Consider the following 21827-nt stretch of genomic DNA (forward strand, 5'->3'; position numbering starts at 1 on the left):
CCTCCCCGGCTTCGACCAGCACCGCCGGGGAGACGTCCGCGTCACGCCCGGTCTTCGGCGGTCAACGGTGGGGCCGGGGAGACCACTTCCGGGCACGGGCCCGTGCCGCCGAGGGGATCGGGGCCGGGGGGCAGCCGTCGGTCGACCGCCCACACGGCCAGCGCGCACACCGCGAATCCGGCTCCGAGGAGAGCGGAGCCCGTCCAGCCGTGGGCGGTGAGGACGGCGGTGGTCGCCGCCGCGCCGAGGGCGGAACCGAGCGAGTAGAAGACCATATAGGCGCCGATGACGCCGCTGACGCGCGCGGGATACGCGGCGGTGAGCAGATGCTGGTTGCTCACATGCACGGCCTGGACCGCGTAGTCGAGCAGCACGACGCCGACGACGAGGAGCCACAGCGACCACATCAGCTGTCCCGTCGCGGCCCAGGAGAGGACGAGCAGGGCGAGCGCGGCCCCGGTGACCGGGGCCGCCCGTCCCGCGTCCGCCCACCGCCCCGCGCGGGCCGCGCCGAGGGCCCCGGCGAGACCGGCGATCCCGAACAGCCCGATCTGACTCTCGCTCAGCCGCCATGGCTCGCCCCCCAGCGGCAGGGACATCCCGCTCCACAGGGTCCCGAACGACGCGAACAGGAAGAACGCGATGAGCCCGCGCGTCAGGAAGACGCGCCGCCCGAAGAGCCCGCCGAGCGCGACGACGGCCCGTCCGTACCCGGTGGGCCGGTCGGGGCGCCCGTCCGGCGGCAGCGCGACGAGGACGAGGACGGCGAGTCCGAGCGAGACCACCGCGAGCACGAGATAGACACCGCGCCAGCCCGCTGTCTCCGCGAGCGCGCCGGTGACGATCCGCGCGCCCAGGATGCCGACCACGACACCCGAGGTCACGACGCCGATACCGCGTCCGCGTTCGGCGGGCGGCGAGACCGACGCGGTGTAGGCCACGGCGGTCTGCACCACGACCGCGAACACCCCGGCCACCGCCAGCCCCGTGAACGCCACCCACGCGGTCGGCGCGGCTGCCGTCAGGAGCAGGCCCACCGCGGTGATCGCCAGGTGCGCGGCGATGAGCCGTCGCCGGTCGACCACGTCACCGAGCGGCACCAGCAGCACCAGCCCGGCCAGATAACCGATCTGACCGGTCGCCACGATCCACCCGGTGAGCCCGGTCGGCACACCGAGGTCGCGTCCCATCGGCTCCAGAACGGGCTGTGCGGCGTAGACGCCCGCCACAGCCACTCCGCACACCGTCGCGAGCAGCGCTCGCCGCCTCGCGTCCATGACCCTCCCACGGTAAATGAGTAGCAAATTGCAACTGATTTGACCGTAGGGCATGATGGTTTCACTTCGCAACTCATCGTTGGATCCGGCTCCCTCGTGAATCCGGCCTCATCGTTGAATCCGGCCCGATCGTGAATCCCCACCCACCGGGAGCTGCCATGTCGCCCCCCACCCGGCACGCGCCCGGCTCCGACTGGACCGACCCGGACTGCCCCGTCGCCCGCGCGCTCGACCTCGTCGGCGACAAATGGAGTCTTCTGGTCGTCCGTGACGCGATGGACGGGGCCCGGTCGTTCACCGAGTTTCAGCGACGCACCGGCATCGCCCGCAACATCCTCACCGACCGCCTCAGGAAACTCTCCGAACGCGGGCTCCTCACCCAGCGCACGGCCCCGACGGGCCGCCGCCAGGAGTATGTGCTCACCGATGCCGGACGGGACCTCTTCCCCGTCATCGTCACCCTGCGGCAGTGGGGCGAACGCAACGCCTTCGCCCCCGGGGAGCCCCGCTCCACCCTGGTCGACCAGCACGGAACCCCCGTTCCCGACCTCACACCGACCGGCGGCGACGGCACCCCCCTCGACGCGGGCACCACGCGGGTGCGCCGGACGGGATAGGCGGCGGACCGGCCGCCGCGCGCGCCCTCACCAGCGCGTCCGCCCCCTTTCGCGGCCCCCGGCGGTTCTGTAGGTTCGGCGGCGATCACCGGAGCAACTGCCCCGCGGGTCACTGTGTTCGCCCCCGTACCGCTGTTACCACCGGTTCACCCGTTCAGGAGAGGCAACACCATGCGCAACCCCCTGCGAAGAACCCCCCACCGCCGACTGCGCACCACCGCGGCCGGAGCCCTCGCGACGGCGCTCGCCGCGCTGGGGCTCGTGGCTCTCCCCGGCCCCGCCGCCGCGACGACCGCACCGGCGCTCACCGTCCAGTACCGCACCGGCGTCACCGGTGCCACCGCCGGGCAGGCGGCGCCCTGGTTCACCGTCCGCAACACCGGTACCGCCCCGGTGCGGCTCGCGGACGTGAGACTCCGTTACTACTTCAGCTCCGACGCGCCGGACGCCTCCTACCGCTTCGCCTGCGACTGGGCCGTCCGCGGCTGCTCGAACCTCACCGGCGCGTTCGCGGCGCACACACCCGCGACGGCCACCGCCGACCGCTATCTGGAGATAGGCTTCACCGCTGCCGCGGGCACCCTCGCGCCCGGCGCGGACACCGGCGACATCCGGCTCCGGATGCACCGGAGCGACTGGAAGCCGCTGCGGCAGGGCGACGACCACTCCTTCAGCGCCGAGCGGACGACGTACGCCGACTGGGACCGGGTCACCGCCCATCTCTCCGGCACCACCGTCTGGGGCTCCGTGCCCGGCGGCGGCCCGGTCGACCCGCCGCCCGCGCAGGCCCTCTTCGACGACTTCGCGTACACCGCGCACGACGACCCCCGGCTCGCCGCCCGGGGCTGGGCGCTCCGGAGCTGGCCGGGCGGGCCCGGGGTGCCCGGCGCGGGCTGGTCGCCGCGGAACATCTCGTTCGGCACCGAGAACGGCGCCTCGGTGATGACCCTCAGGACCGAGACCGACGGCACCGCGGCAGGCACTCGGCAGGCCGAGATCCTGGCCACGTCCATGAAGTTCCGCAAGGGCACCTACGCGGCCCGGGTGAAGTTCAGCGACGCCCCCGTGCACGGGCCCGACGGCGACCACGTCATCCAGACCTTCTTCGCCATCAACGACCTGAAGGCGCCGATGGCGGACGACTACGCGGAGTACGACTTCGAGTACCTGCCCAACGGTGGATGGGGCGAGACGGGCAACACCCTCTTCGCCACGTCCTGGGAGACATACGACTCGACCGGCGCGCAGCCGCCCGTGAACACGCACACCGCCGACCGGGCGGGCTACGCGGGCTGGCGCGACCTGGTGTTCACCGTCGACGACACCGACGTCCGCTACTACGTCGACGGGCGGCTCTTCGCCACCCACGGCGCCGCCTATCTGCCGGAACGCCCGGTGCTGATCAGCTTCAACCAGTGGCTGACGGATCTCGCGGGCCCGCCGGAGCGCACCCCCCGCGCCTATGAGCAGGGCGTCGACTACGTCCTGCATGTGAAGGACAAGGTCCTCACCCCGGCTCAGGTCGCCGAGCGGGTCGCCGCGTACCGGACGGCGGGCACGGCCTTCGAGGACACCGTCCCCGCGCTCTGACCCGTCCGTCCCCGTCCGGCCTGTTCCCGTCCGTCTTCGTCCGGTCTGCTCCCCTCCGTCTTCGTCCGGCCTGTTCCCGTCCATCCCCGTCCGGCTTGTTCCTTTCCATCCGCGTCCGGCCTGCTTTGGCCCGGTTGCTTCAGCCGGCAGACCTCTGCCATGGCCTGCCATGGCTCCCTGTCAGGACCGCTGTCCTGACGCGCGCCCACCGTCCCCGGCCACCAGATTCCTGCTCTGGGACGGAGGGCGTCCCCCCTGGTGGAATCGGGACACCGGCAACGGCCGGACGAAACAGGGCCACGACGGAGGATCACCTATGAACACGGAAGACCTCATGGGCGGCTACGCCGCGTACACCAGCCCCAACGCGGCCGTTCAGGAGGCCGCCACCACCCACGCCGAGGCGTTCACCCCGACCATCACCGTGACCCCGACGACCGAGGTCATCGTCAGCGTCGTCGTCTCGCTGCTCACACCGCACGTCTGAGCCGAGCCGGACCGGGCGGGAAACCGTTCGCCGGGCGTTCCATCGGGTCCCGGGCACCGACAGGTGCCCGGGACCCTTTCCGTGCGCCCCCCTCGTGCCCCCTTGCGCCGGTATCTCCGCGCCCCTGTGCCCGGGTGCCTCCGCGTCCTTCGTCCGGATGGTCCGCGACCCTGAACTTCCCCTGAATCATGGCCTTATGTGACGGGGAACCTCTGTTCGCCTCTTTCATGATCAGTATGATGTGCGGGCAGTGGGTCGACGGGTGGCGGACGTCGGCGGAGAGCCCGGGGCGGGGTGGCCCCGGGCAGAACGGCGGGCCGGTCACGGCCGGAGGACGGACGCGTGGCAGCGTCCTTCGTCCCGCCGGAGCGGTCCCCGAGCCACCCGGAGGAGGCGTACGTGCGTGCAGGGAGACAGGCGCGGCGGATGTGGCGGCGCACCCGCCGACTGGCCGACACTCTGGAACTGCCCACTCCGTTCAGTGCGGAGGCCCTGATCACCGCCCTCGCCGAACGCCGGGGCAGACCCATCGAGATCCTGACCGCCCCACTCCCCGCGCCCGTCCCCTGCGGGCTGCTGGTGGCCACCGACCGCGCCGACTACATCGTCTGCACGGCGCAGACGACCGAGCTGCACCGCCAGCACATCCTGCTGCACGAGGCCGCCCATCTCCTCTGCGGACACGACCGGACCGCGCTCCCCGAGACCCCGGCCCTCCCGCTGCTCGTCCCCGGCCTCCCCGACGGGCTGGTCCGGCGCGTCCTCGGCCGCACCGGCCACAGCGAGCCCCAGGAACAGGAGGCCGAACTGCTCGCCTCGCTGATCCTGCGGCGGGCGCTGCGCGAGGCGGCCGGCCGGGCCGAGGACATCGCCGCCCAGGGCGGGGCCGGCGCCCTCATCGGCGCGCGGACCGCGGTGCCCCCGCGGTGAAGGCGCTCACCGGCTACCTCCCCGCCGTCGTCGCCCTCGGCGTCGGCTGGTACGAACTGCTGCTCGCCCGCGACCGCCGCCAGGAGCGCGCCGTACGGCTGCTCTGCCTCTTCGCCCTCTTCCTCGCGACCTCGATGGCCGTGCTCGCACCCGCGACCATGGACGCCGTGGACCGGGCGCTCCCCCGCCACTCCGAACTGGCCCATCTGCTCGGCCGGGAGCTGGAGATGGCGGCGCTCGCGCTGCTCCCTGCGGTGGTGGGACGGCTCGCCCCGCGCGGCCCCTGGGAGGCCCGGCAACGGACCCACCTGGCGGTGTCCGCCGCCGTGCTGACGGCCGCACCGGTGCTGTTCCTCCTCTCCGGCGCCGATCTGACGGCCGGCCGGATCGTCGCGGACGGCCGCGGCGGATACGCCCTCGCCGGATTCGGCCTGCTCTTCGCGGCGTTCAGCCTCTGGTGTCTGTGGGGACTCGCCGCACGGGTCCACCGGCACGCGCGCACCCTGCCGCCGGGCCCCCTGCGCACCGGGCTGCGGCTGATCGTCGCCGGGGCCGCGACCGGCGCGCTCTGGGCCCTGTGGGGGCTGACCGGGGTCGCCAACGTCCTCCTCCACCAGGGGCAGGGCGCGGGCCAGGACCCCGTCGCGCTGCTGCTGGGCACGGCCTGTCTGCTGATCTCCGCGTCCGGGGTGACGGCGGCCCGCTGGGCGCCCGCGGCCTCGGCCGTACGGCGCTGGCGGCGCTGTGTGCGCGGCTACCGGGCGCTGGAGCCGCTGTGGTCGCCGCTGGCGGAGGCGGTGCCGAGGAACGCGCCGACGGCGCCGCCCGGGCGGGTCATGCTGCTCCGGGACGCCGAACTCGCCCTCTACCGCAGGGTGATCGAGATCCGCGACGGCTATCTGGAGCTGCGGCCCTATCTGCCGCCGGGCTTCGCGGACTGGGCGGAGGACGGCTTCCGCCGCCACCCGGTCGCCCCGCCGTCCGAGGCGGCGGCCACCGAGGCGGCGGCGGTCGGCGCGGCCCTGGAATACCTCCGCTCCGGCCGCCGCCCGTCCGCCCCCGGCACCGCCCCCTTCCTCCCGTCCGCCCCGGTCCCGGGCGCCACGGTCGACGCGGAGGTGATCTGGCTGACCCAGGTCGCCCACGAGTTCGCCCGCTCCCCGGTGGTGGCGCATGTCCGGCGGGTGGCGGCGGAACGGGTCTGAGGGGGCGGGGACGCGGGTGGCTGTGCCCAGTTGGGTGGGACGCCCGGTCCGGGGTGGGGCGGGGGTGCGCTCGGGGTCGCGGGGTGGGTGGTCGGGTATCGATTGCGGGGTGGGTGGTGTCTCGCTTGCGTAGGGGGTGACGGCCGCCGTGCGAATGGTCAAGGGTGGGTAAAGGGCTTGCTGGGGTGCAGGTCGGGGAGGGGTTTCCCCACGCGGGTGGGGGTGTTCCGGCCCTGCGCGAGCATGGCCGCGGCTCCGAGCAGTTTTCCCCACGCGGGTGGGGGTGTTCCGTAGCCCATCTGCGTGATCGTGGCCCCGATGTCGTTTTCCCCACGCGAGTGGGGCTGCTCCGGGGACCCGGGGCGGGCCCGCCCCCGGGTCCCCCCTCAAACCGCGTCGCGCCGCACCCCCGCCCCAGGCGACAACGACATCCCCGCCGTGGCGGCCCGGCGGTGTTCCGCCTCGTGGGCCCAGCGGGCGATGCCGACGCGGGAGGCGCAGCCCAGGCGGCGCATCACCTCGCGGATGTGGTTGACCACGGTCCACTCGGAGATCTCCAACTGGCGGGCGATCTGTTTGTTGCTCAGCCCGAGGGCGACCAACTGCGACACCTCGGTCTGCCGAGGGGTCAGTTCCTCGGTGGCGGCGGCGGTGGCGGGGGCGCGCCGCTCCAGGACGGCGGGCGCGGGCGGCCCGCCGTACCCCGCGCGGGGGGCCTCCGGGGCGGCGGGGGCACCACCGTCCCGGCGGCGGGCGGCGAACGCGGTGACCAGGTCCAGCAGCGACAGCCCCGCTCCCTCGGCCAGCGCGGCCCGGAACGCCTCCTCGCCGAGCAGCCGCCGTACGGGCTCCTCACAGCGGGCCGTGGTGAACGGGGACTCGTCGGGGTCGTCCAGGAACGCGGCCCGGGAGGCGTAGAAGCAGCCCAGGACCCGCGCGGTGGCCCGCGCCCGCCCGGTGGGCCCGGGGAGCAGCGGCCCGGCGAGCAGGGTGAGATGCGCGCCGAGCACGGCGGGCGCACCGAGCGAGCGCAGGCTCGCCAGGGCGCGGGCATGGCGGTCGGCCGCCTGCCGGGTCCGCCCCGCCGCCGCCGCGAACAGCGCCAGGTGCAGCAGCGCCGAGCCCGCGGCGAAGACATCGCCCCGCCGCAGGGCGCCGCAGAGCGTCTCCAGCGCGGTGTCCTCGCCGCGCCGGACCTCCCCGTACAGGAGATCCGCGAGCGCCGCCTCCAGCGCGACCCGGGCGGCGCCGTGCCGGTCCCCGTCCGCCGCGCGGCGCTCGGCCGCCCGGCGCAGTGACGCCGTCCCGTCCGCCGGGTCGGAGTGCACGGCGGCGAGACCGCGCAGCCGCAGCAGCCGCCCCCCGTCCGGCCCGGACGTATCCGCTCCGGCGGCCCCGTCGAGCAGCGGCCGGGCCGCCTCCGGGTGCCCGGCGAGCACGGTGGCCTCGGTGAGCAGCGACTGCGCCCGCCGACAGGGCCGGTGGGTCGCGGCCCGCCGGGCCAGCGGGTCGAGGACCCCGGCCCGGATCGCCGTCGGCCCGGTGGCGTACCAGTGGACGAGCAGATCCTCCGCGAGGTCGAGCGCCTCGTCCGGGTCCCCGTCCCCGTGGGTGAACAGGGTCTCCAGCGCCGCCCGCAGATTGGCCTCCTCGGCGCGGAACACGGTGATGCCCGCGCGCTGGTCGCCCTCCGCGATCTGGCGGGCCGCCGTGCGCGCGACCCGGGCGTAGTAACGGGCGTGGGCGAGCCGCGCCGTCTCCGCGCCGGGGTCGGGCGGCAGGGGGAGCGCCGTCAGCGGCACCTGGAGCCGGGTCCGCACCGGTCCGTCGAGCTGTCCCGAGGGCTGGGCGGAGAGGGTGAGCAGCCCCTGGGCCAGCAGGGTGTGCAGGGCGGTGGCGAAGCCGGCCGTCCGGACGCCGGAGATCTCGCGCAGCGCCTCGGTGCCGAAGCCGTCCGCGAACACGGCGCAGCGCGCCAGCAGCCGTTGGGCCGAGCCGCCGTCCCCACTGTCCCCGCCGTCGTCCCCACCGCCCGCCCGGCCTCCGTCCGTCTCGGCGTCCGTCCCGGCCGACGGAACGCCGTACATCCGGAGCAGGTCGGTCAGCCGTCCCCCGTACGGTGCGCTGAGCGCGTTCCACACCGTCTCGGGCCCTTCCAGCGCGGCCATCCGGGCCGCGAGCCCGAGCGCGCCGGGGACCCCGCGCAGTTGCGCGCAGGTGCGGGCGATCGCCTGCTGGTTGCCGCCGTGGACGGCCGCCTCCGGGTTGAGCGTGCGCAGCCGGGCCAGATAGAGCTGTACGGAGGGGACGGCCGCGAAGCCCTCGGGGTCGGCCGTCGAGCAGTCCCGGGGTAACCGCAGCCCGCGGACCGGGACGGAGACCAGCCCGGCGGCGGGCCGGTCGGCACGGGCGGTCGCGAGCACCACCACCCCTGCGGAACCGGCGGCGGCCAGCAGGTTCCGTTGGTCGACGGCGTCGGCCCCGTCGACGGTGAGCAGGGGCGCGGGGCCCTGCTCACCGCGGACGGCGGCGAGCGCGAGGGCCGCTTCCACGGCGGCGGACCCCGGGTCCCCTGTGGCCGTCGGCGGGACGACGGTGGCGGTGGCCGCCCCGGTCGCCCCTCGGTACGCGGCGGTGACCGCCGCGGCCAGCCGGGACTTCCCGACGCCGGGGGCGCCGTGCAGCAGGACGGCCGCCGGGGCGGGCCCGGGACGGGTCAGCAGGGAGAGCAGGTGCGCGATCTCCTCGTCCCGCCCGATGAGTTCCGCGGGGGAGGGGGACGAGAACGAGGAGGGGGGCGGGGTCGGGGTCGGGGGCGGTGACGGGGGCAGGGACGGGGACGGTACCGGGGCGTTCGGGAAGGGCAAGGGGTGCTCCGCAGAGTGGGACCCGGGCGGACGCCGCCGCGAGGGCATTAGCTGAAATGAATCAACCTCAACTGCTCATTTATCTTGGCTAATGTGCATGCTGGGCGACGGCGGCTCCTCTGTCAACTAAAATGAAACCCGGGCCAGTTCATTCACATCGGCTGATCGGAAAGAGGTGGGCATGGCCGACGACGACCGCGTGCCGTCGACGCTCTCCGGGAAGATCGAGGAGCTGTTCCGGGTCGTCCGCCGCCCCGACAACCAGCCCTACAGCAACGAGGAGGTCGCGGCGAGCTGCCGCCGCACCACGGGGGAGTCCTTCTCCGCCACCTACCTCTGGCAGTTGCGCACCGGCCGCCGGGACAACCCGACCAAGCGCCATCTGGAGGCGCTGGCCCAGTTCTTCCAGGTCCCGCCCGCCTACTTCTTCGACGACGCGCAGGGCGCCGACGTCTCCGCCCAGCTCGCCCTGATCGCCGCGCTGCGGGACGCCGGGGTGCGCAATGTGACCCTCCGGGCGGTCGGGCTCTCGCCCGAGTCGCTCGGGACCGTCACCGAGCTGATCGAGGTGATCGCCCGCCGGGAGCGCGCGGCGCGCCGGACCGACACCGCCGGGGACGGCTGAGCCCCGGCCCTGTCAGCCTCCCCCCGCCGACGGGCCGCCCAGCCTGACAGAAACCTGCCGTACACCGGTTCCCGCCCGCGCTCAACCGGCGGACTCCTGCCACTGTCCGGCCCGGTCCGCCGCTGCCTAGCGTGACCGTCATGGCAGCGACGACGACCGCAGAACAGCCCGCCCGGACGGCGAGCGCCGGACCGCCCGGAGCGCTCGCACCGTTCCCCCTCGACCATGCGCCCGAAGTCGCCACCGCACTGGACCGGCTCCGGATCGCCCCCCTCGTCCCGTCCACCCTCAGCGGACTGCCCGGCCGCAACGACAACTGGAGCGGGCTCACCGAGGACGGACGGGCCGTGTTCGTCAAACGGCTCGCCCAGCCCGGCGCCCAGGACCGCTTCGACCGGGCGCTGGCCTTCGAGAGGGCCCGTTCCGCCGCCGGAACCCTCAGTTGGCGCGCGCCCCGCTTCCTCGGCGGCGACCGGGAGAACGGAGTCCTCGTCCACGAACGGCTCGACGGCCCCGTCACCGCCGCCGCCCTCGCCGACGAGGGCCGCCACACCCCGGACCTGGCCCGGCGCACCGGCCGCGCCGTGGCCGAACTCCACTCCCTGCCGTACGCGGAGGCCACGTCCGGGGCCACGTCCAGGGCCACGACCGAGGTCACATCCGGGTCCGGGGGCGGGTCCCAGGCCGGGGGCGGAACGGCGGCGGGGGAGGGCGGCCGGAACCGAGTAGGTTCGTCCGCTCCGCCGCACCCCGCCACCACCGCGCTCAGCCTCGACACCTACCTCCGCGGCAGCGGAGCCGAACTGGAGGCATGGGCCCTGCTCCAACAGGACCGCAGGGTCGTCGCCGCCCTCACCGGACTCGCCGAGGCCGCGGCAGCAGCACCCCGGCTGCCCGGCCACGGAGATCTCCGGCTCGACCAACTCCTGCTGATCGGGGACGAGCTGTATCTCACCGACTGGGAGGAGTTCCGCCCGGCCGACCCCGCCCGGGACCTCGGCGGCTACCTCGGCCAGTGGCTCCACCGGGCCGCCACCCGCATGTTCAGCGAACTCGACCCCGACACCTCCGCCGACCCCGCCGAGGCCCACGAGGCCATCGTCCGCAACGGGGAGCGGCAGCTCGCCGCCGTCCGCCCCCGGATCAGCGCCTTCTGGCAGGGCTACCACGCCGCCCGCCCCGAGGCCGCCGACGATCCCGGACTCGCCCGGCGCGCCACCGCGCTGGCCGGATGGCATCTCTACGACAGGCTCTTCGCCGCCGCCACCTTCGGCCACCGGCTCACCGCCGCCCAGCGCGGCTGCGCCGGAGTCGGCCGCAACGCCCTGCTGCGCCCCGCCGACTTCGCCTCCGTCATCGGGCTGGTGGCGGAGTGAACCCCGTGCCCCCGCCACCCGCCCCGACGGCCGCGCCGCCCACCGGCCCGGTGCCACCCAGGACTTCCAGAACAACCAGGACAACCAGGACTCCCATGAACACGACTGCGGCGACCTCGCCCACTCCGCCGACCTCACCGCCCCCGATGACCCCGCCGTCCCCGATGACCCCGCCGGTCGGGGAGACCCCGCTCTGCCCGGCCCTGCGCGAGGCCCTGCGGACCGTGGAATTCCCCGGCGCTGGCCGGATCTCCCTCGCCGGGGAGACCTTCGACGAGGACTCGCCGAGGAAGCTGCGCGCCGTCCTCGCCGGAGCGCTCTACCGGAACTGGCACGCGGGCGCGGCACCCGACGCCGACGGGCGCGGCACCCCGCTCCGGCGCGTCCCCGCGTTCGAGGACCGGCTCACCGCCGTCGTCCCCCACACCCACACCTCCGTCCCCGCCGAACTCGCCGAGACGCCCGCCGCGCCCGACGCCGAGTCCGTCACGGTCAGGATCGGCCGGCTGCTGGTGCGGGTGCCCGTGGCCGCCGTCCGCCCGAGGGGCGGGCCCGGCGGGGCCCCGCGCCCCGGCACCCCGGTCACCGTGGAACTGCCCGCCGTACGGCCCGCCCTCTCGCCGGGCTTCCTCCTCGTCGACGGCGGAACGGGCCTCCCGGCGGGCGGGGCCGGGGACCGGCCGCTGCGGCTGTACGCGCACATCACCGACGCGGACGCCGCGCCCGCCGTCTGGGGCACCGTCCTGCTGACCCTCGCCGACCAGGACCTCCCCTACCGGGCCAAGGTGCTCTCCCGGCCCTGGTCCTACCCCCGGCGCGACGCCCTCGTGGTCTATCTGCACGGCCCCCACGCCGAGCGCGGTCCGGCCGCGCGGGCGCTGACCGCCGCGCTGGCCGACGTCCCCGGCGTCGGCGACACGACCTCGCTCTTCGCCCACCGGACCGGGCCCGGGACCGCGCTCGCCTGGGACCCCGACGACGAGCGCCCCGCCCACCGGGGCACCAGTTTCGGCCAGCACCGCTCGGCCGCCGTCGCGGAGGGGATCGTCCGCCATGCCCTCGCCCCGGACGCCGGACCGCTGGAACGGAGCGTCGCCGAGGCCCTGACGGAGGCCGGGGCCGACAGCGCCGCCCCCTTCCGCAACACCGGCTCGCCCGTCCTGCCCCTGGCCCCGGTGTGACCGCCGCAGCCGGAGCCCGGGCGACACCGAAGTCGGCGCCCGCGCCCGCGCCTGCTGCCGCTGCCGCTGGTGCGGCTGCGCCTGGTGCCGTGTTCGCTGTTGCCGGTGCGGTTGTGTCTGGTGCCGCTTCTGCTGCCGGTGGTGCGGTTGCGCCCGGTGGTGCGGTTTCTGTCCCGGCGCCCGCGCCCGCTGCTGCTGGGGTGGCTGTGTCTGCTGCTGTGGTTTCTGTTCCGGCGGCTGTGGTCCCTGTCGCCGGTGCGGCCGCACCCGGCGCCGCGTCCGCCGTTCGCGGAACGGCCGCACCCAGCGCCGAGGCCCTCGTACCCGGTACCGGCACCGGCACCGCAACGCCCGCTCCCGGCACCGGCACCGGGGGCACGGGCCGGGCCACCACCGCCGCCGCAGCCCTCCCGGCATCCGCGTGCCTGTCCGTATCCCCGTCCGGAGCCGTCTCCGAGGCTGTCTCCGGTGCCGGTGCCGGTGCCGGAGACACGGCCCCGGGGCGGGGCCGGGTCTCCGTCCTCTTCCCCCATCAGATCCACGACCTCACCGAACTGACCGCCCTCGCCGCCCTCGTCCGCGACGGCGCCGCCGACCGGCTCTGGCTCGGCCAGTCGCTCGCCGTCGAGAGCCACCACGCGCTCGCCTGGCTCGCCGGAGCCGGTTACCGCGTCCCCGTGGGCCTCTCGGTCGCGCTCACCGCGCTCCGGCACCCCTACGACGCCGCCGCCCAGGCCCGCTCGCTCGCCCTGCTCACCGGGCACGCCCCGGTCATCGGCTACGGCGCGGGTCGGCCGGGCTTCGTCCGGGCGCTGCACGGCCACCCCTACGAACGGCCCGCCGCCGCGGTCGCCGAATACCTCGGCGCCGTCCGTGCCCTGCTCCACGGCGACCCCGCCGCCCACCGGCCCGAACTCTTCCCCCTCGGCGCCGACCTGCCCGCCGCTCCCGCCGCACCCCTTCCGGAACTCGCCGCCGGGGTGCTCCGCCCCGGCATGGCCAAGGCCGCCGCCCGCACCGCCGACACGGCCGTCGGCTGGATGACACCCGCTCCCTATGTTCGCGATGTACTGATTCCGGCGCTGGACGAGGGGGCTCGCACCGCGTGCCGCCCCCGGCCCCGGATGGTCACCGTGACCCACGCGGCCGTCGCCCGCCGGGGCCGCAGCCCGCTCATCCTGGCCCAGCGCGGGGCCGCCGCCCATCTCGCCGCCCCGCACTATGCCGCCATGCTGCGCCGGGCGGGTCTGGCCGTCGATGCCTCCGACCCCGTCGCGGGCGCCAGGGAACTCGTCGAGGAGGGCGTCTTCCTCTACGGCGACCCCGCCGAACTGGCCGACCGTATCCGGGACTGCTTCGCGGCGGGCGTGGACGAGGTGGTCCTCAACCCGGCCGGCACGGCCTGGACCCATGGCTTCGCGGCGGCGCTCGACGATCTCCGCGACATCACCGAAGCCCTGGGCACACCCCACGGCTGATCCACGTCTCAGCGGTCCCGTCCACGTCCGCACCGGCGACACCACGGCCTGGCACGGGTCGCGGCGGGCCGCCGTATCCACCGGTACGGGTATCCACCGGTACGGCCGTGGTCGCGCGGCTGACGCCGCTCAGCCGAGGCGGCTCCGCGTCCCCGGCGCCGACACGCCGCGACGGCCCCGCGTCCGACGGCTGTTTTTCGGCCGCTGCGGCTCACCCTCCAGCCCGGCGGCCCGCCGCGCCAGTTCGGCCAGCCGGGCCGGGGGGAGGCCCAGAGCGCGGACCATCGCCGTCACCCGGCGGGCGCACCCCGGCCTTCCGCAGTCCAGGACCACCCCGGCATCCTCCGACGGCAGACGCAGCACGCGACAGGCCAGGCATACATACCAGGTTCGGGTCATATCAGTGCCTTTCTCCGGTACCGGAGCAGACCGTGCACGAGCCTGTCCACCTGTGGACCAGGGGCCGCAGCTCGCCCGTCTCGGGGTGAGGCTCCACAGTATGCCGCTCGTGCTCGGTGAGCCCGGTTCCACCGCACCCCGGGCAGCGCTCTCCGCTCATGGCTCCAGCATGGCGGAGCAGGGGCTCGCGGGTCAGCGGGACGGCGCTCTTCACGCGAGCGGGTGCGGGGTGCGGGTGCGGGTGGCGTGGTCGCCGTGCGGAGCCGAGGAGTGTTGAACGATCGCCCGAGGGTGACCGAGCGCGCGAGGGCGGACGGGCCTCCGGGAGTGAACGAACGCCCAAGGGTGGACGGGCAGCCCGAGCGCGTCTCCGGCGAGTGATGACCGCGCGAGTGAGCACCGCCCCCTCGGGCCGCCCTACCGCCCGCCGGGATCTCCGTCGACGGTATCGGCGCACTCCTCGGGCACCGCTGTGGCCAGGATGACCAACGGCCCTTCTTCCGTGACAGGCGGCGCGGTCGCTCGTTCCCCGAGGCCGTGCCCCGTCGTGAACTGCTCGCACTCCACCACGAGAGCCGGATCGACGGCCGGATCGGCTGTCGGTCCGGCTGTCGGTCCGACAGCCGGTTCCCACCGGCGTTCCCCGGCGGTCGGCCCCGGGTCCAGCACGGCGATGGCGGCGAGGCCGCCGAGGCATGACACCGCCCAGAGACCGGCGATCCAGACGCGGGCTCTCACCGTTCGAGCGCCGGAACGGCCGGGGCGGCCCCCATGGTCACCGGGGAGGCGGCGCCCGCGCTGCCGGCGTTTCTTATGATCTTCACCTGGGCGCGTCCATGCCGTCCACCGTACCCAGGGCACGGGAACAGGATCAGGGAGACAGGTTGATCACGGAGTATCAGCAGCGGCTGCGCGAGCGTTACCTCACCGCTCCCGTCATGCCCGCCCCGGCGCCCTGGAAGCCGGTCCCGGACGGGGGGATCGCCGTCGGCGGCCTGCTGGGCATCGGCTTCGCGGCACACCCGGACACCGGGCACGACCTGGTGATGGTCGTCTCCAGCGCCGGACACGGGCTCTTCGACGCGGTCACCGGCGAGAAGATCGCACGCGACCGGGACCCCGACCCCGACACCAGCACCCCTGACGCGCACCCGGACCTCACCTGCCCCGGCCTCGGTCCCCTCGCGGGTGTCCCGGTGCGCATCGCGGGACTCTTCGGCGGCGGTCTGCACACCACCACCCCGGACGGCTGGACCATGGACGTCGTCAACCCCGACTGGCCCCACGACCGCGTCGTCCTCTCCGCCGACGGCGGAGCGTACAAGGGACCGGCGGGAGGCACCTGGTGGCATGTCCACCACTCCGTGCATTCGGAGCTGCGCACGGCCGGTTTCTCCCCGTCGGGACGGACCCTGGCGGTCGCCACCAGCAGCGACCTCACTCTCTGGGCCCGCCCGGAGCTTCCCGCCCCCGGCCTCACCGACTGACACAGGACATCCCGGCAACCGGGTACGGAAAAGGGTGACCGTCCTGGCCAAGTCGCCCACTTCGTGGGCCTGTCGAGGCAACCTCCGGGGTTCCCTCCTCCTCTTCTTCCGCGGTTGCGCCCCCGGGCGAACCGCCGTACCGGTCCGGAAGGGGCCGGTGCTCACCGATACCGAGAGGCAGCAGGACTTGAGGGCAGGAACAGGTACGAGCGTTCTCGCGGTCGCGTGCGCGGCCGTGTTCATGGCACCGTCCCCGGCCGCCGCGGCCCAAGCGCCCCAGGCGACGGCCGGTTCCCACTGTGTCGCCGATCTCGACACCCAGAAGACCACCTGCTACGACACCTTCCGCGAGAGCGTCGCCGCCGCGACCGGCGGCAGGATCACCGACGCCGCGCAGGAGAGAGCCGCCCGGGACAAGGATTTCGTGGCCAAGCTCAATACGCGTACGGACACCCGGACCTCACGAGCGGCTTCGAACACGCATGTGGTGGGCGTCTTCTACTGGGAGGGCAACTACACGGGGCACACCTGGATAGCCAGGGCGGGCCGCCCGTGCTTGAACGATGGATCGTGGGACCACAGATGGCGTGACCTGGGTGGCTGGAACGATGCCATCAGCTCTTTGCAGCTCGCGGGCAACTGCTACGTCCGGGCGTGGGAGCACAGCGATTACGGCGGCGCCACCCAGTACTACACCTCCGACACCGCCTGGGTGGGGGACGCGATGAACGACCGCATCAGCTCACTTCAGTTCCAGTAGTCCTCCATAGGCCGCCAGCGCTGATTCACCCACCGGTCGCGGTGGGTGAATCAGCCCCTCCGGCATGTCCGGACGGGTTCTCAGGGCACGAAGACGACGTCGGGGAAGTGCGGCGAGGGACCGTCGAGGAGACCGCGGTCGTCGTCGCCGCGCAGATGGCGGCCGAAGAAGGCGGTGATGTACGCCCGCTGGGCGAGGACGGAGCGGTCGGCGGGGGCGGCGCCGAACAGGGCGGCGATCCGCTCCGGGGCGACCCCCACCCCGGCGGCGAGCTGCTGGTGCACGGGGGCGCTGGTCGTGAACGTCATGTGCCGGGAGCCCCGGAGGGTGACATCGCGCTTCCAGCTCCGGGTGGCGGACCAGAAGCTCTTCCAGGACGCCTCGAACCGGTCGTTCTCGTGGTCGTGCGGGGACGGCCCGCCGGCCTCGCTGCCGGGAGGCGCCGCGTACTCGGCTCCCATCAGCGGGAACGCCTGATCGCGCCGGACGGGGCGGGCTCGGGGAGCGCGGAGGGGACACGGGCGGCGGTCATGGACGTCCTTCCGGTACGGGCCCGGCCCGCGCACCCCGGTCAGGGGCGGGGCCGGTGGCCACGGGACGGACGCCAGCCTGCCGGGGGGCCGGTAGGAAGTCCGTACGTAAGTTCTGTGTGGCTGCCGTGCGCTGTCCATGAACGGGCCGTCCATGAACGGGCCGTCCATGAACAGGCTTTCCGCGAACGGGTTTCGCGGCACGGGAGTCGCCGGGGAGCCACCCGCCCCCTCCCGCGCCACGGCTCAGAAGCACTTCGTGGCGACGGCCACCCGGTGCCGCTGGAGTGTGACGGCCGTCTGACCGCCGACCAGAGGCACGATCTCATCGAGCTTCCCCATGATGACCCGGGGGTCGCTGGTGTGGGGATCGCGCCCCAGACCGGTCAGAAAGATCCGTGCCTCCACCACGGCGGTGCGGCATGCCGGGCTGTAGGCGTCGGCGCCGGTGGTGACGGCCCGTGCCACGGGGGCGGCCAGGGACAGCAGGGCCGCGGCGGCCAGGGAGGCCGCGGTGATACGGGCGGGGCGGGGCATGGTCATGACGAGGCTCCAGGGGAGTGGCGGAGGGGAGGAACACCTGAAGTCTGTCCCGGCGGCGGCGGGCCGTGTTGCTCGTGCGTGCACGCCTCTGGTCCCTGGCCGCAGCGTCGCCCCGGCAGTCCGGCCCGGCAGTCCGCCCCGGCAGTCCGGCACGGGCGGCGGACCGGCGGACCGGTGGGCCAGGCAGGCCAGATGGGTCAGACGGATCAGGTGGCGGACTCCACCCTCTGATGGAGGCTCCCGACCCGGGAGCCGAAGTACGGGCTGAGCGAGAAGCAGCCGCAGCAGGGCGGCAGGGACTGCACACGCCGGCTGCCGAACGAGGCCGGACAGGGGCTTCCGCCCGTGCCGCCCGCCCAGTCGCAGTTCACCGGGACGCGTCCGTCCGACGGGTAGGGGCGGCCGGAGGCGCCGCGGTGCATCCGTCGTTGTGGTTCCTGACCGGGTCCGGGTGGGCCGACCGCGTCATCCCCCATCTGAACGGCTGGTCAGGGCCAGTGGTTCGTCCTGTTCCGGTCCGGTTCTTCGGAGAGTTCCGTCCACAGGTCGAGCAGGGCCCGCAGCGGCGGACCCGGCCGGGGGCCCAGCCGCCAGGCGAACACCTTCGGCAACCGGATGACGGGTTCCAGCGCCATCGCGACGATCCGTGGGTCCGAGGCGACCACCGGACTCGCGTGCGAGGTCAGCGCGATGCCGATGCGTTCGGCGACCAGCGCCACCTGGAGGGCGACATCGTTGGTCGCGTACGCGATGTCCAGCGGCAGCTCCTGCGCGGCGAAGGCGTCGCGGATGAACGCGTACGCCCCGCTGTCGGGGCCGTAGCTGATGAGGGTGGAGCGGGCCGCCTGGGCGAGCGTCAACGGGCGGTCCGCGGTCCGGGTGCCGACGGGCACCACCGCGATGATCCTGTCCTCCAGGAGGAGCCGCGAACCGATGTGCGCGGGCAGGCCCTCCGGCGGTGCCGCGACGATCGCCGCGTCGAGCGTCCCGCTGCGGACCTGCGCCAACAGGGCGGGGCTCGACGCCCCGGTGAGACGGACGGCGACGCCGGGGTACCTGCGGTGGTACTCCCCGAGCAGCCGGAGGACACGGGTGCCCTCCAGTCCGCCGACGGTCCCCAGCGCGAGCGAGCCGCTGAGCAGACCGGAGCGGTCGGCGAACTCCAGGGCGGCTGCCGCGGCAGCCGCCAGACAGGCCCGTGCGTGCGGCAGCAGGGCGATACCGCCGGAGGTGAGCGCGACCTGCCGGGGCAGCCGTTCGAAGAGCGGCTCGCCCAACTCCTTCTCTAGGGCCTGGATCTGCTGGCTGATCGCGGGCTGGACGACATGGCAGCGGGCCGCCGCCTTGGTGAACGAACCCTCCTCCGCCACGGCGACGAAGTACTCAAGGGTGCGCAGCTCCATGGTCACGAGGCTAGCAACTCCCGCTGGGGGAGGCCGTGTCGAGGGTGGGTGCCGGTCCGGGGCGGGGTCCGGGTCCGGCTGGTTCCCGGGGGTACGCACCGTCAGCCGTCCCCCCGGGGGAGCGCTGTGGCATGTGCCGGCGCACCGGCGCCGATGACGGGGACGCGCTCCGTCCCGTCCGCCGGGGCGCCGCCGGTGGCACCGCCCGCGCTGTCCGTGGTGGCGTCGGAGGCGCTGCCCGCGCTGCCCGCGCCGCCTGTACCGCCGCCCGCGCTGCGGCCTGTGCCGCCGTCCGGGTGTCTGTGCCCGCCCGGCCCGTGCCCCCGGGGGACCGGCAGTGGCGGACGGCGGGGGCGGCCCGCCGGAGGGGTGGGCTCCCCGGTGCCGTCGGAGCCCCGTAGTCCGGCGACCGAGGGGGCGGCCTTCCCGTCCGGGCACGCGGCTGCGGGCGGTGCGGCGGCCACCGGGGCGATGGCCAGCAGAACGGCGGCGACCAGGGTGATCGCCCGCAGGACGGCCGCGCGCGGAACGGTACGCCGACACGGCGACCGGGGCGCGGCGGCGCGACCGGCGCCCCTGGCGGAACCGTGCGCCGCGGCGGCACGCGTACACCGGACGGGTGCCGGAGCGCGCGCTGTCGTCATCGGCGTGCGACGGTTCCGCGCGCCCCCTGCCGCCACGGCGCCCCCTGCCGCCACGGCGGGCCCGTGCCGACCGGACCCCGGCGGAATCCCGTCTGCCGGGCAGCGGGGCCCCGACGGCCGGGACGGCGGCCGACGGAACCCGTGTTCCCGGGGGACGGGATTCCGCTCGGCTCCGCCCGGGGAACCGGTCCGGGCCCTTCGGCGCCCCGCTCTGCCGTGGGCCCCCTCGGGCGGGGGACAGCCGGCCCACCGGTCGCGAGGCCGCGCCCCTCCACCCGGTGGTTCCGGCGGTCCGGACATGACCATGACTACGCCTCCGCTCGCTGGGGTACTGGACGTGGGCCGCGGACGGGCGGCCGTCCCCAGCCTCCGGCCACCGCCCCGGGGGCGTCCAATACCCGTCCGTGATGGCAGCCATCACCCCCGGTGATCGTCGCCGGACGGGCCCGGGAGCGGGGGGCGGGGGAGGGCCATGGGACGCTCCCCGGGCGGCACAGCCGATTTCCAGACCGGATGTATCACGCCACTCCCGGCCGGATTCATCGAGTAGTTGAGCGCCTTTCGGTCATGTGGTCGGGACATAACGGCTGTCAACGGCTGGCTGAGGAGAGAAAAACGGTCATCTCGGCCGAGCCCCTTGCGCCGCCTTCCGCAACCGCCGTCTACTGAGGCGGCATCAGCCCGGCCCCGTGCCGACGAGCTGATCGACACCGGCGTGCCCGCCCCCCGGGACGGTAGGGACGCGGCAGCCGGACGACACCGCCCCCGAATCCCGACGCCTGGGCGACCGCACGGCACGGGCCCCGCGCCCGATGGCTGGACGGCCGGTCCGGGCCACGGGGCCGTTCCGCCGGGTGACCGGCCCCCGAGGCCCGCGCCGGACGACCGCGGCCCGCCCCGGACGACCGCGACACCGACGCGCGGCCCCGTATCCGCCGTATCCCCGTACCCGCATTCCTCTCCCTATCTCTATCCCTATCCGTACTGCCCTATGACGTGTCCCTTTCGCGTACCCCGCGTACGGGACCGACAGCCCTGGAGGTGATGACGCTGAGCACGACAGCGGTGATCGGATCCGGCGTGGCGGGACTCACCGCCGGCTATCTGCTCGAACGTGTCTCCCGCGTGACCCTGTACGAGGCCGACACCCGGCTGGGCGGCCATGCGCACACCCACACCGTCGAGGTGCCCGGCCGCCGTTCCCCCCTGCGGCTGGACAGCGGCTTCACCGTCTACAACGAGCACGCCTACCCCCTGCTGACCCGGCTGTTCGCGGAACTCGGCGTGCCCACCCGCCCGACCGAGATGTCCCTGAGCGCGGGGTGCGCGGGCTGCGGCCTCTCCTACGCGACGGGCAGCGCGCTGCGGGCCCTGCCGCGCGGACTGGCCGACGCGGGCCGTCCGCTCGGCGCCGATCTGCCCGGGGAGACGGCGGAGTTCAACCGCCGGGCCCGCGAGCTGTCGGCCCGGCACTCCCCGCCGGGCCCGACCCTGGGCGAGTTCCTCGCGCAGGAGGGCTTCTCCCCGGTGTTCACCCGCCATGTCGTCCTGCCCCTGGTGGGCCTGGTCTGGTCCTGCGGACCCGAGCAGGCCCTGCGCTACCCGGTACGGCTCCTCGTCGCCTGCCTCGACCACCACGGCATGCTCACCGCCGGGCGGGCGACCCGCTGGCGGACCGTCGTCGGCGGTTCCGCCACCTATGTGCGACGGGTGGCCGCGCGCATCGGCGAGATACGGACGGGGACGCCCGTCCGCGCGGTCCGCCGCGACCGGGACGGCGTACGCGTCGAGGACGCGAACGGCGGGGTGCGCCGCTTCGACCGTGTGGTGATCGCCGTCCACCCCGGCCGGGCACGGGCCCTGCTCACGGACCCCACCCCGGCGGAGAACGAGATCCTGTCGGCGATCCCGTACACGCCCACCCCCGCCGTGCTGCACACCGACAGCTCGGTCCTGCCGCCCCGCCCGGGCGAGCGTTCCTCCTGGAACCACTGGCAGCCCGCCTGCCGTGCCGCCGACGGGGACGTCCGGCTGACCTACTGGCTCAACCGTCTGCACGGCCTCGACGGGGACACCGACTATCTGGTGACCCTGGGCAACACCGACCAGGTGGACCCCGCGCGGGTCCTGGCGCGCATGGAGTACGAGCATCCGCTCCAGACCCACGGGAGCGCCGCGGCCCGTGCCCGCGTCGGCGAACTCACCACACCGCGCACCGCCTACGCCGGGGCCTGGGCAGGCATCGGCTTCCACGAGGACGGCTGCCGGTCGGGCGCCGCCGCGGCCCGGTCCTTCGGGGCCGTGTGGTGAGCGCCGCACCTTCGGACGTCCCGCCCGTACCTCTCCCCGTACCTGCCTCCGACCGTTCTCCCGGCCGTTCCCCCAACCTCGACCGTCTGACCGTTCCTCTCCCCGTACCTGCCTCCGG

General features: G+C 74.7%; 20 protein-coding genes. 12 read left to right on the plus strand and 8 right to left on the minus strand.

Annotated features, from left to right (window positions below):
- Positions 1–41: 41 nt before the first annotated feature.
- Positions 42–1277, minus strand: a complete 1236-nt coding sequence (locus tag CRV15_RS34140; protein ID WP_003963562.1) for an MFS transporter — start codon at positions 1275–1277, stop codon at positions 42–44.
- Between the two features lie 158 nt (positions 1278–1435).
- Here CRV15_RS34140 and CRV15_RS34145 point away from each other — a divergent pair, with 158 nt between their 5' ends.
- From CRV15_RS34145 to CRV15_RS34160, 5 genes are all read left to right on the plus strand, one after another.
- Positions 1436–1894 carry a winged helix-turn-helix transcriptional regulator gene (locus tag CRV15_RS34145; protein WP_003963563.1) on the plus strand — a complete coding sequence of 153 codons (459 nt, stop codon included), beginning with the start codon at positions 1436–1438 and terminating at the stop codon, positions 1892–1894.
- A 171-nt stretch (positions 1895–2065) separates the two neighbouring features.
- Positions 2066–3484, plus strand: coding sequence for a cellulose binding domain-containing protein (locus tag CRV15_RS34150; protein WP_003963564.1), 1419 nt, complete (start codon positions 2066–2068; stop codon positions 3482–3484).
- A gap of 316 nt (positions 3485–3800) precedes the next feature.
- Positions 3801–3971, plus strand: coding sequence for an LxmA leader domain family RiPP (locus CRV15_RS36190; RefSeq protein ID WP_009999544.1), 171 nt, complete (start codon positions 3801–3803; stop codon positions 3969–3971).
- A 399-nt stretch (positions 3972–4370) separates the two neighbouring features.
- Positions 4371–4901, plus strand: a complete 531-nt coding sequence (locus CRV15_RS34155; protein ID WP_230864292.1) for a ParH-like protein — start codon at positions 4371–4373, stop codon at positions 4899–4901.
- Positions 4898–6106 carry an MAB_1171c family putative transporter gene (locus CRV15_RS34160; protein WP_003963567.1) on the plus strand — a complete coding sequence of 403 codons (1209 nt, stop codon included), beginning with the start codon at positions 4898–4900 and terminating at the stop codon, positions 6104–6106. The genes CRV15_RS34155 and CRV15_RS34160 overlap by 4 nt, the downstream gene beginning before the upstream one ends.
- Positions 6107–6492: 386 nt before the next feature.
- Here CRV15_RS34160 and CRV15_RS34165 read toward each other — a convergent pair whose 3' ends face one another.
- Positions 6493–8973, minus strand: a complete 2481-nt coding sequence (locus CRV15_RS34165; protein WP_044977653.1) for a LuxR C-terminal-related transcriptional regulator — start codon at positions 8971–8973, stop codon at positions 6493–6495.
- A 181-nt stretch (positions 8974–9154) separates the two neighbouring features.
- On the opposite strand from CRV15_RS34165, the gene CRV15_RS34170 reads away from it, so the two are divergent.
- The 4 genes from CRV15_RS34170 (at position 9155) to CRV15_RS34185 (ending at position 13633) form a co-directional block, all read left to right on the plus strand.
- Positions 9155–9598, plus strand: coding sequence for a helix-turn-helix domain-containing protein (locus CRV15_RS34170; protein ID WP_003963569.1), 444 nt, complete (start codon positions 9155–9157; stop codon positions 9596–9598).
- Positions 9599–9738: 140 nt separating this feature from the next.
- Positions 9739–10974, plus strand: a complete 1236-nt coding sequence (locus CRV15_RS34175) for a hypothetical protein (RefSeq protein ID WP_003963570.1) — start codon at positions 9739–9741, stop codon at positions 10972–10974.
- A 95-nt stretch (positions 10975–11069) separates the two neighbouring features.
- On the plus strand, positions 11070–12155 hold the full coding sequence (locus tag CRV15_RS34180) for a T3SS effector HopA1 family protein (protein ID WP_003963573.1): 1086 nt from the start codon (positions 11070–11072) through the stop codon (positions 12153–12155).
- Between the two features lie 239 nt (positions 12156–12394).
- Positions 12395–13633: an LLM class flavin-dependent oxidoreductase gene (locus CRV15_RS34185; protein ID WP_009999547.1), complete on the plus strand. Its 1239-nt coding sequence runs from the start codon at positions 12395–12397 to the stop codon at positions 13631–13633.
- 816 nt (positions 13634–14449) lie between these two features.
- Here CRV15_RS34185 and CRV15_RS34190 read toward each other — a convergent pair.
- Entirely contained in the window at positions 14450–14770 is a 321-nt protein-coding gene (locus tag CRV15_RS34190; RefSeq protein WP_003959107.1) for a hypothetical protein, read from the minus strand.
- Between the two features lie 146 nt (positions 14771–14916).
- On the opposite strand from CRV15_RS34190, the gene CRV15_RS34195 reads away from it, so the two are divergent.
- Complete coding sequence (locus CRV15_RS34195) at positions 14917–15519, plus strand: hypothetical protein (RefSeq protein WP_003959106.1); 603 nt, start codon at positions 14917–14919, stop codon at positions 15517–15519.
- Positions 15520–15706: 187 nt separating this feature from the next.
- Entirely contained in the window at positions 15707–16279 is a 573-nt protein-coding gene (locus CRV15_RS34200; protein WP_230864291.1) for a beta/gamma crystallin family protein, read from the plus strand.
- 80 nt (positions 16280–16359) lie between these two features.
- Here CRV15_RS34200 and CRV15_RS34205 read toward each other — a convergent pair whose 3' ends face one another.
- The 5 genes from CRV15_RS34205 to CRV15_RS34225 all read right to left on the minus strand — a co-directional run bounded on the left by CRV15_RS34205 (position 16360) and on the right by CRV15_RS34225 (position 19399).
- Positions 16360–16740: a hypothetical protein gene (locus CRV15_RS34205; RefSeq protein WP_009999551.1), complete on the minus strand. Its 381-nt coding sequence runs from the start codon at positions 16738–16740 to the stop codon at positions 16360–16362.
- A 315-nt stretch (positions 16741–17055) separates the two neighbouring features.
- On the minus strand, positions 17056–17352 hold the full coding sequence (locus CRV15_RS34210; protein WP_003963580.1) for a hypothetical protein: 297 nt from the start codon (positions 17350–17352) through the stop codon (positions 17056–17058).
- A 206-nt stretch (positions 17353–17558) separates the two neighbouring features.
- Positions 17559–17774: a hypothetical protein gene (locus tag CRV15_RS34215; protein WP_003959102.1), complete on the minus strand. Its 216-nt coding sequence runs from the start codon at positions 17772–17774 to the stop codon at positions 17559–17561.
- A gap of 66 nt (positions 17775–17840) precedes the next feature.
- A complete protein-coding gene (locus tag CRV15_RS34220; protein WP_003959101.1) occupies positions 17841–18755 on the minus strand; it encodes a LysR family transcriptional regulator in 915 nt (304 codons plus the stop codon).
- A gap of 101 nt (positions 18756–18856) precedes the next feature.
- Positions 18857–19399 carry a hypothetical protein gene (locus CRV15_RS34225; RefSeq protein WP_003959100.1) on the minus strand — a complete coding sequence of 181 codons (543 nt, stop codon included), beginning with the start codon at positions 19397–19399 and terminating at the stop codon, positions 18857–18859.
- Positions 19400–20443: 1044 nt separating this feature from the next.
- Here CRV15_RS34225 and CRV15_RS34230 point away from each other — a divergent pair.
- Positions 20444–21709 (plus strand): NAD(P)/FAD-dependent oxidoreductase, encoded by a 1266-nt coding sequence (locus tag CRV15_RS34230; RefSeq protein WP_003963582.1) that lies wholly within the window; start codon positions 20444–20446, stop codon positions 21707–21709.
- The last annotated feature ends 118 nt before the right edge of the window (positions 21710–21827 follow it).

The organism is Streptomyces clavuligerus, assembly GCF_005519465.1.
Classification (GTDB): Bacteria; Actinomycetota; Actinomycetes; order Streptomycetales; family Streptomycetaceae; genus Streptomyces; species Streptomyces clavuligerus.

Bases quoted from the DNA above. Each gene is read 5' to 3' on its own strand.
- CRV15_RS34145 (WP_003963563.1), top strand. From the start codon at position 1,436: ATGTCGCCCCCCACCCGGCACGCGCCCGGCTCCGACTGGACCGACCCG.
- CRV15_RS34170 (WP_003963569.1), top strand. From the start codon at position 9,155: ATGGCCGACGACGACCGCGTGCCGTCGACGCTCTCCGGGAAGATCGAG.
- CRV15_RS34220 (WP_003959101.1), bottom strand. From the start codon at position 18,755: ATGGAGCTGCGCACCCTTGAGTACTTCGTCGCCGTGGCGGAGGAGGGT.
- CRV15_RS34180 (WP_003963573.1), top strand. From the start codon at position 11,070: ATGAACACGACTGCGGCGACCTCGCCCACTCCGCCGACCTCACCGCCC.
- CRV15_RS34225 (WP_003959100.1), bottom strand. From the start codon at position 19,399: ATGACGACAGCGCGCGCTCCGGCACCCGTCCGGTGTACGCGTGCCGCC.
- CRV15_RS34175 (WP_003963570.1), top strand. From the start codon at position 9,739: ATGGCAGCGACGACGACCGCAGAACAGCCCGCCCGGACGGCGAGCGCC.
- CRV15_RS34150 (WP_003963564.1), top strand. From the start codon at position 2,066: ATGCGCAACCCCCTGCGAAGAACCCCCCACCGCCGACTGCGCACCACC.
- CRV15_RS36190 (WP_009999544.1), top strand. From the start codon at position 3,801: ATGAACACGGAAGACCTCATGGGCGGCTACGCCGCGTACACCAGCCCC.
- CRV15_RS34210 (WP_003963580.1), bottom strand. From the start codon at position 17,352: ATGACCATGCCCCGCCCCGCCCGTATCACCGCGGCCTCCCTGGCCGCC.
- CRV15_RS34140 (WP_003963562.1), bottom strand. From the start codon at position 1,277: ATGGACGCGAGGCGGCGAGCGCTGCTCGCGACGGTGTGCGGAGTGGCT.
- CRV15_RS34215 (WP_003959102.1), bottom strand. From the start codon at position 17,774: ATGCACCGCGGCGCCTCCGGCCGCCCCTACCCGTCGGACGGACGCGTC.
- CRV15_RS34205 (WP_009999551.1), bottom strand. From the start codon at position 16,740: ATGGGAGCCGAGTACGCGGCGCCTCCCGGCAGCGAGGCCGGCGGGCCG.
- CRV15_RS34230 (WP_003963582.1), top strand. From the start codon at position 20,444: ATGACGCTGAGCACGACAGCGGTGATCGGATCCGGCGTGGCGGGACTC.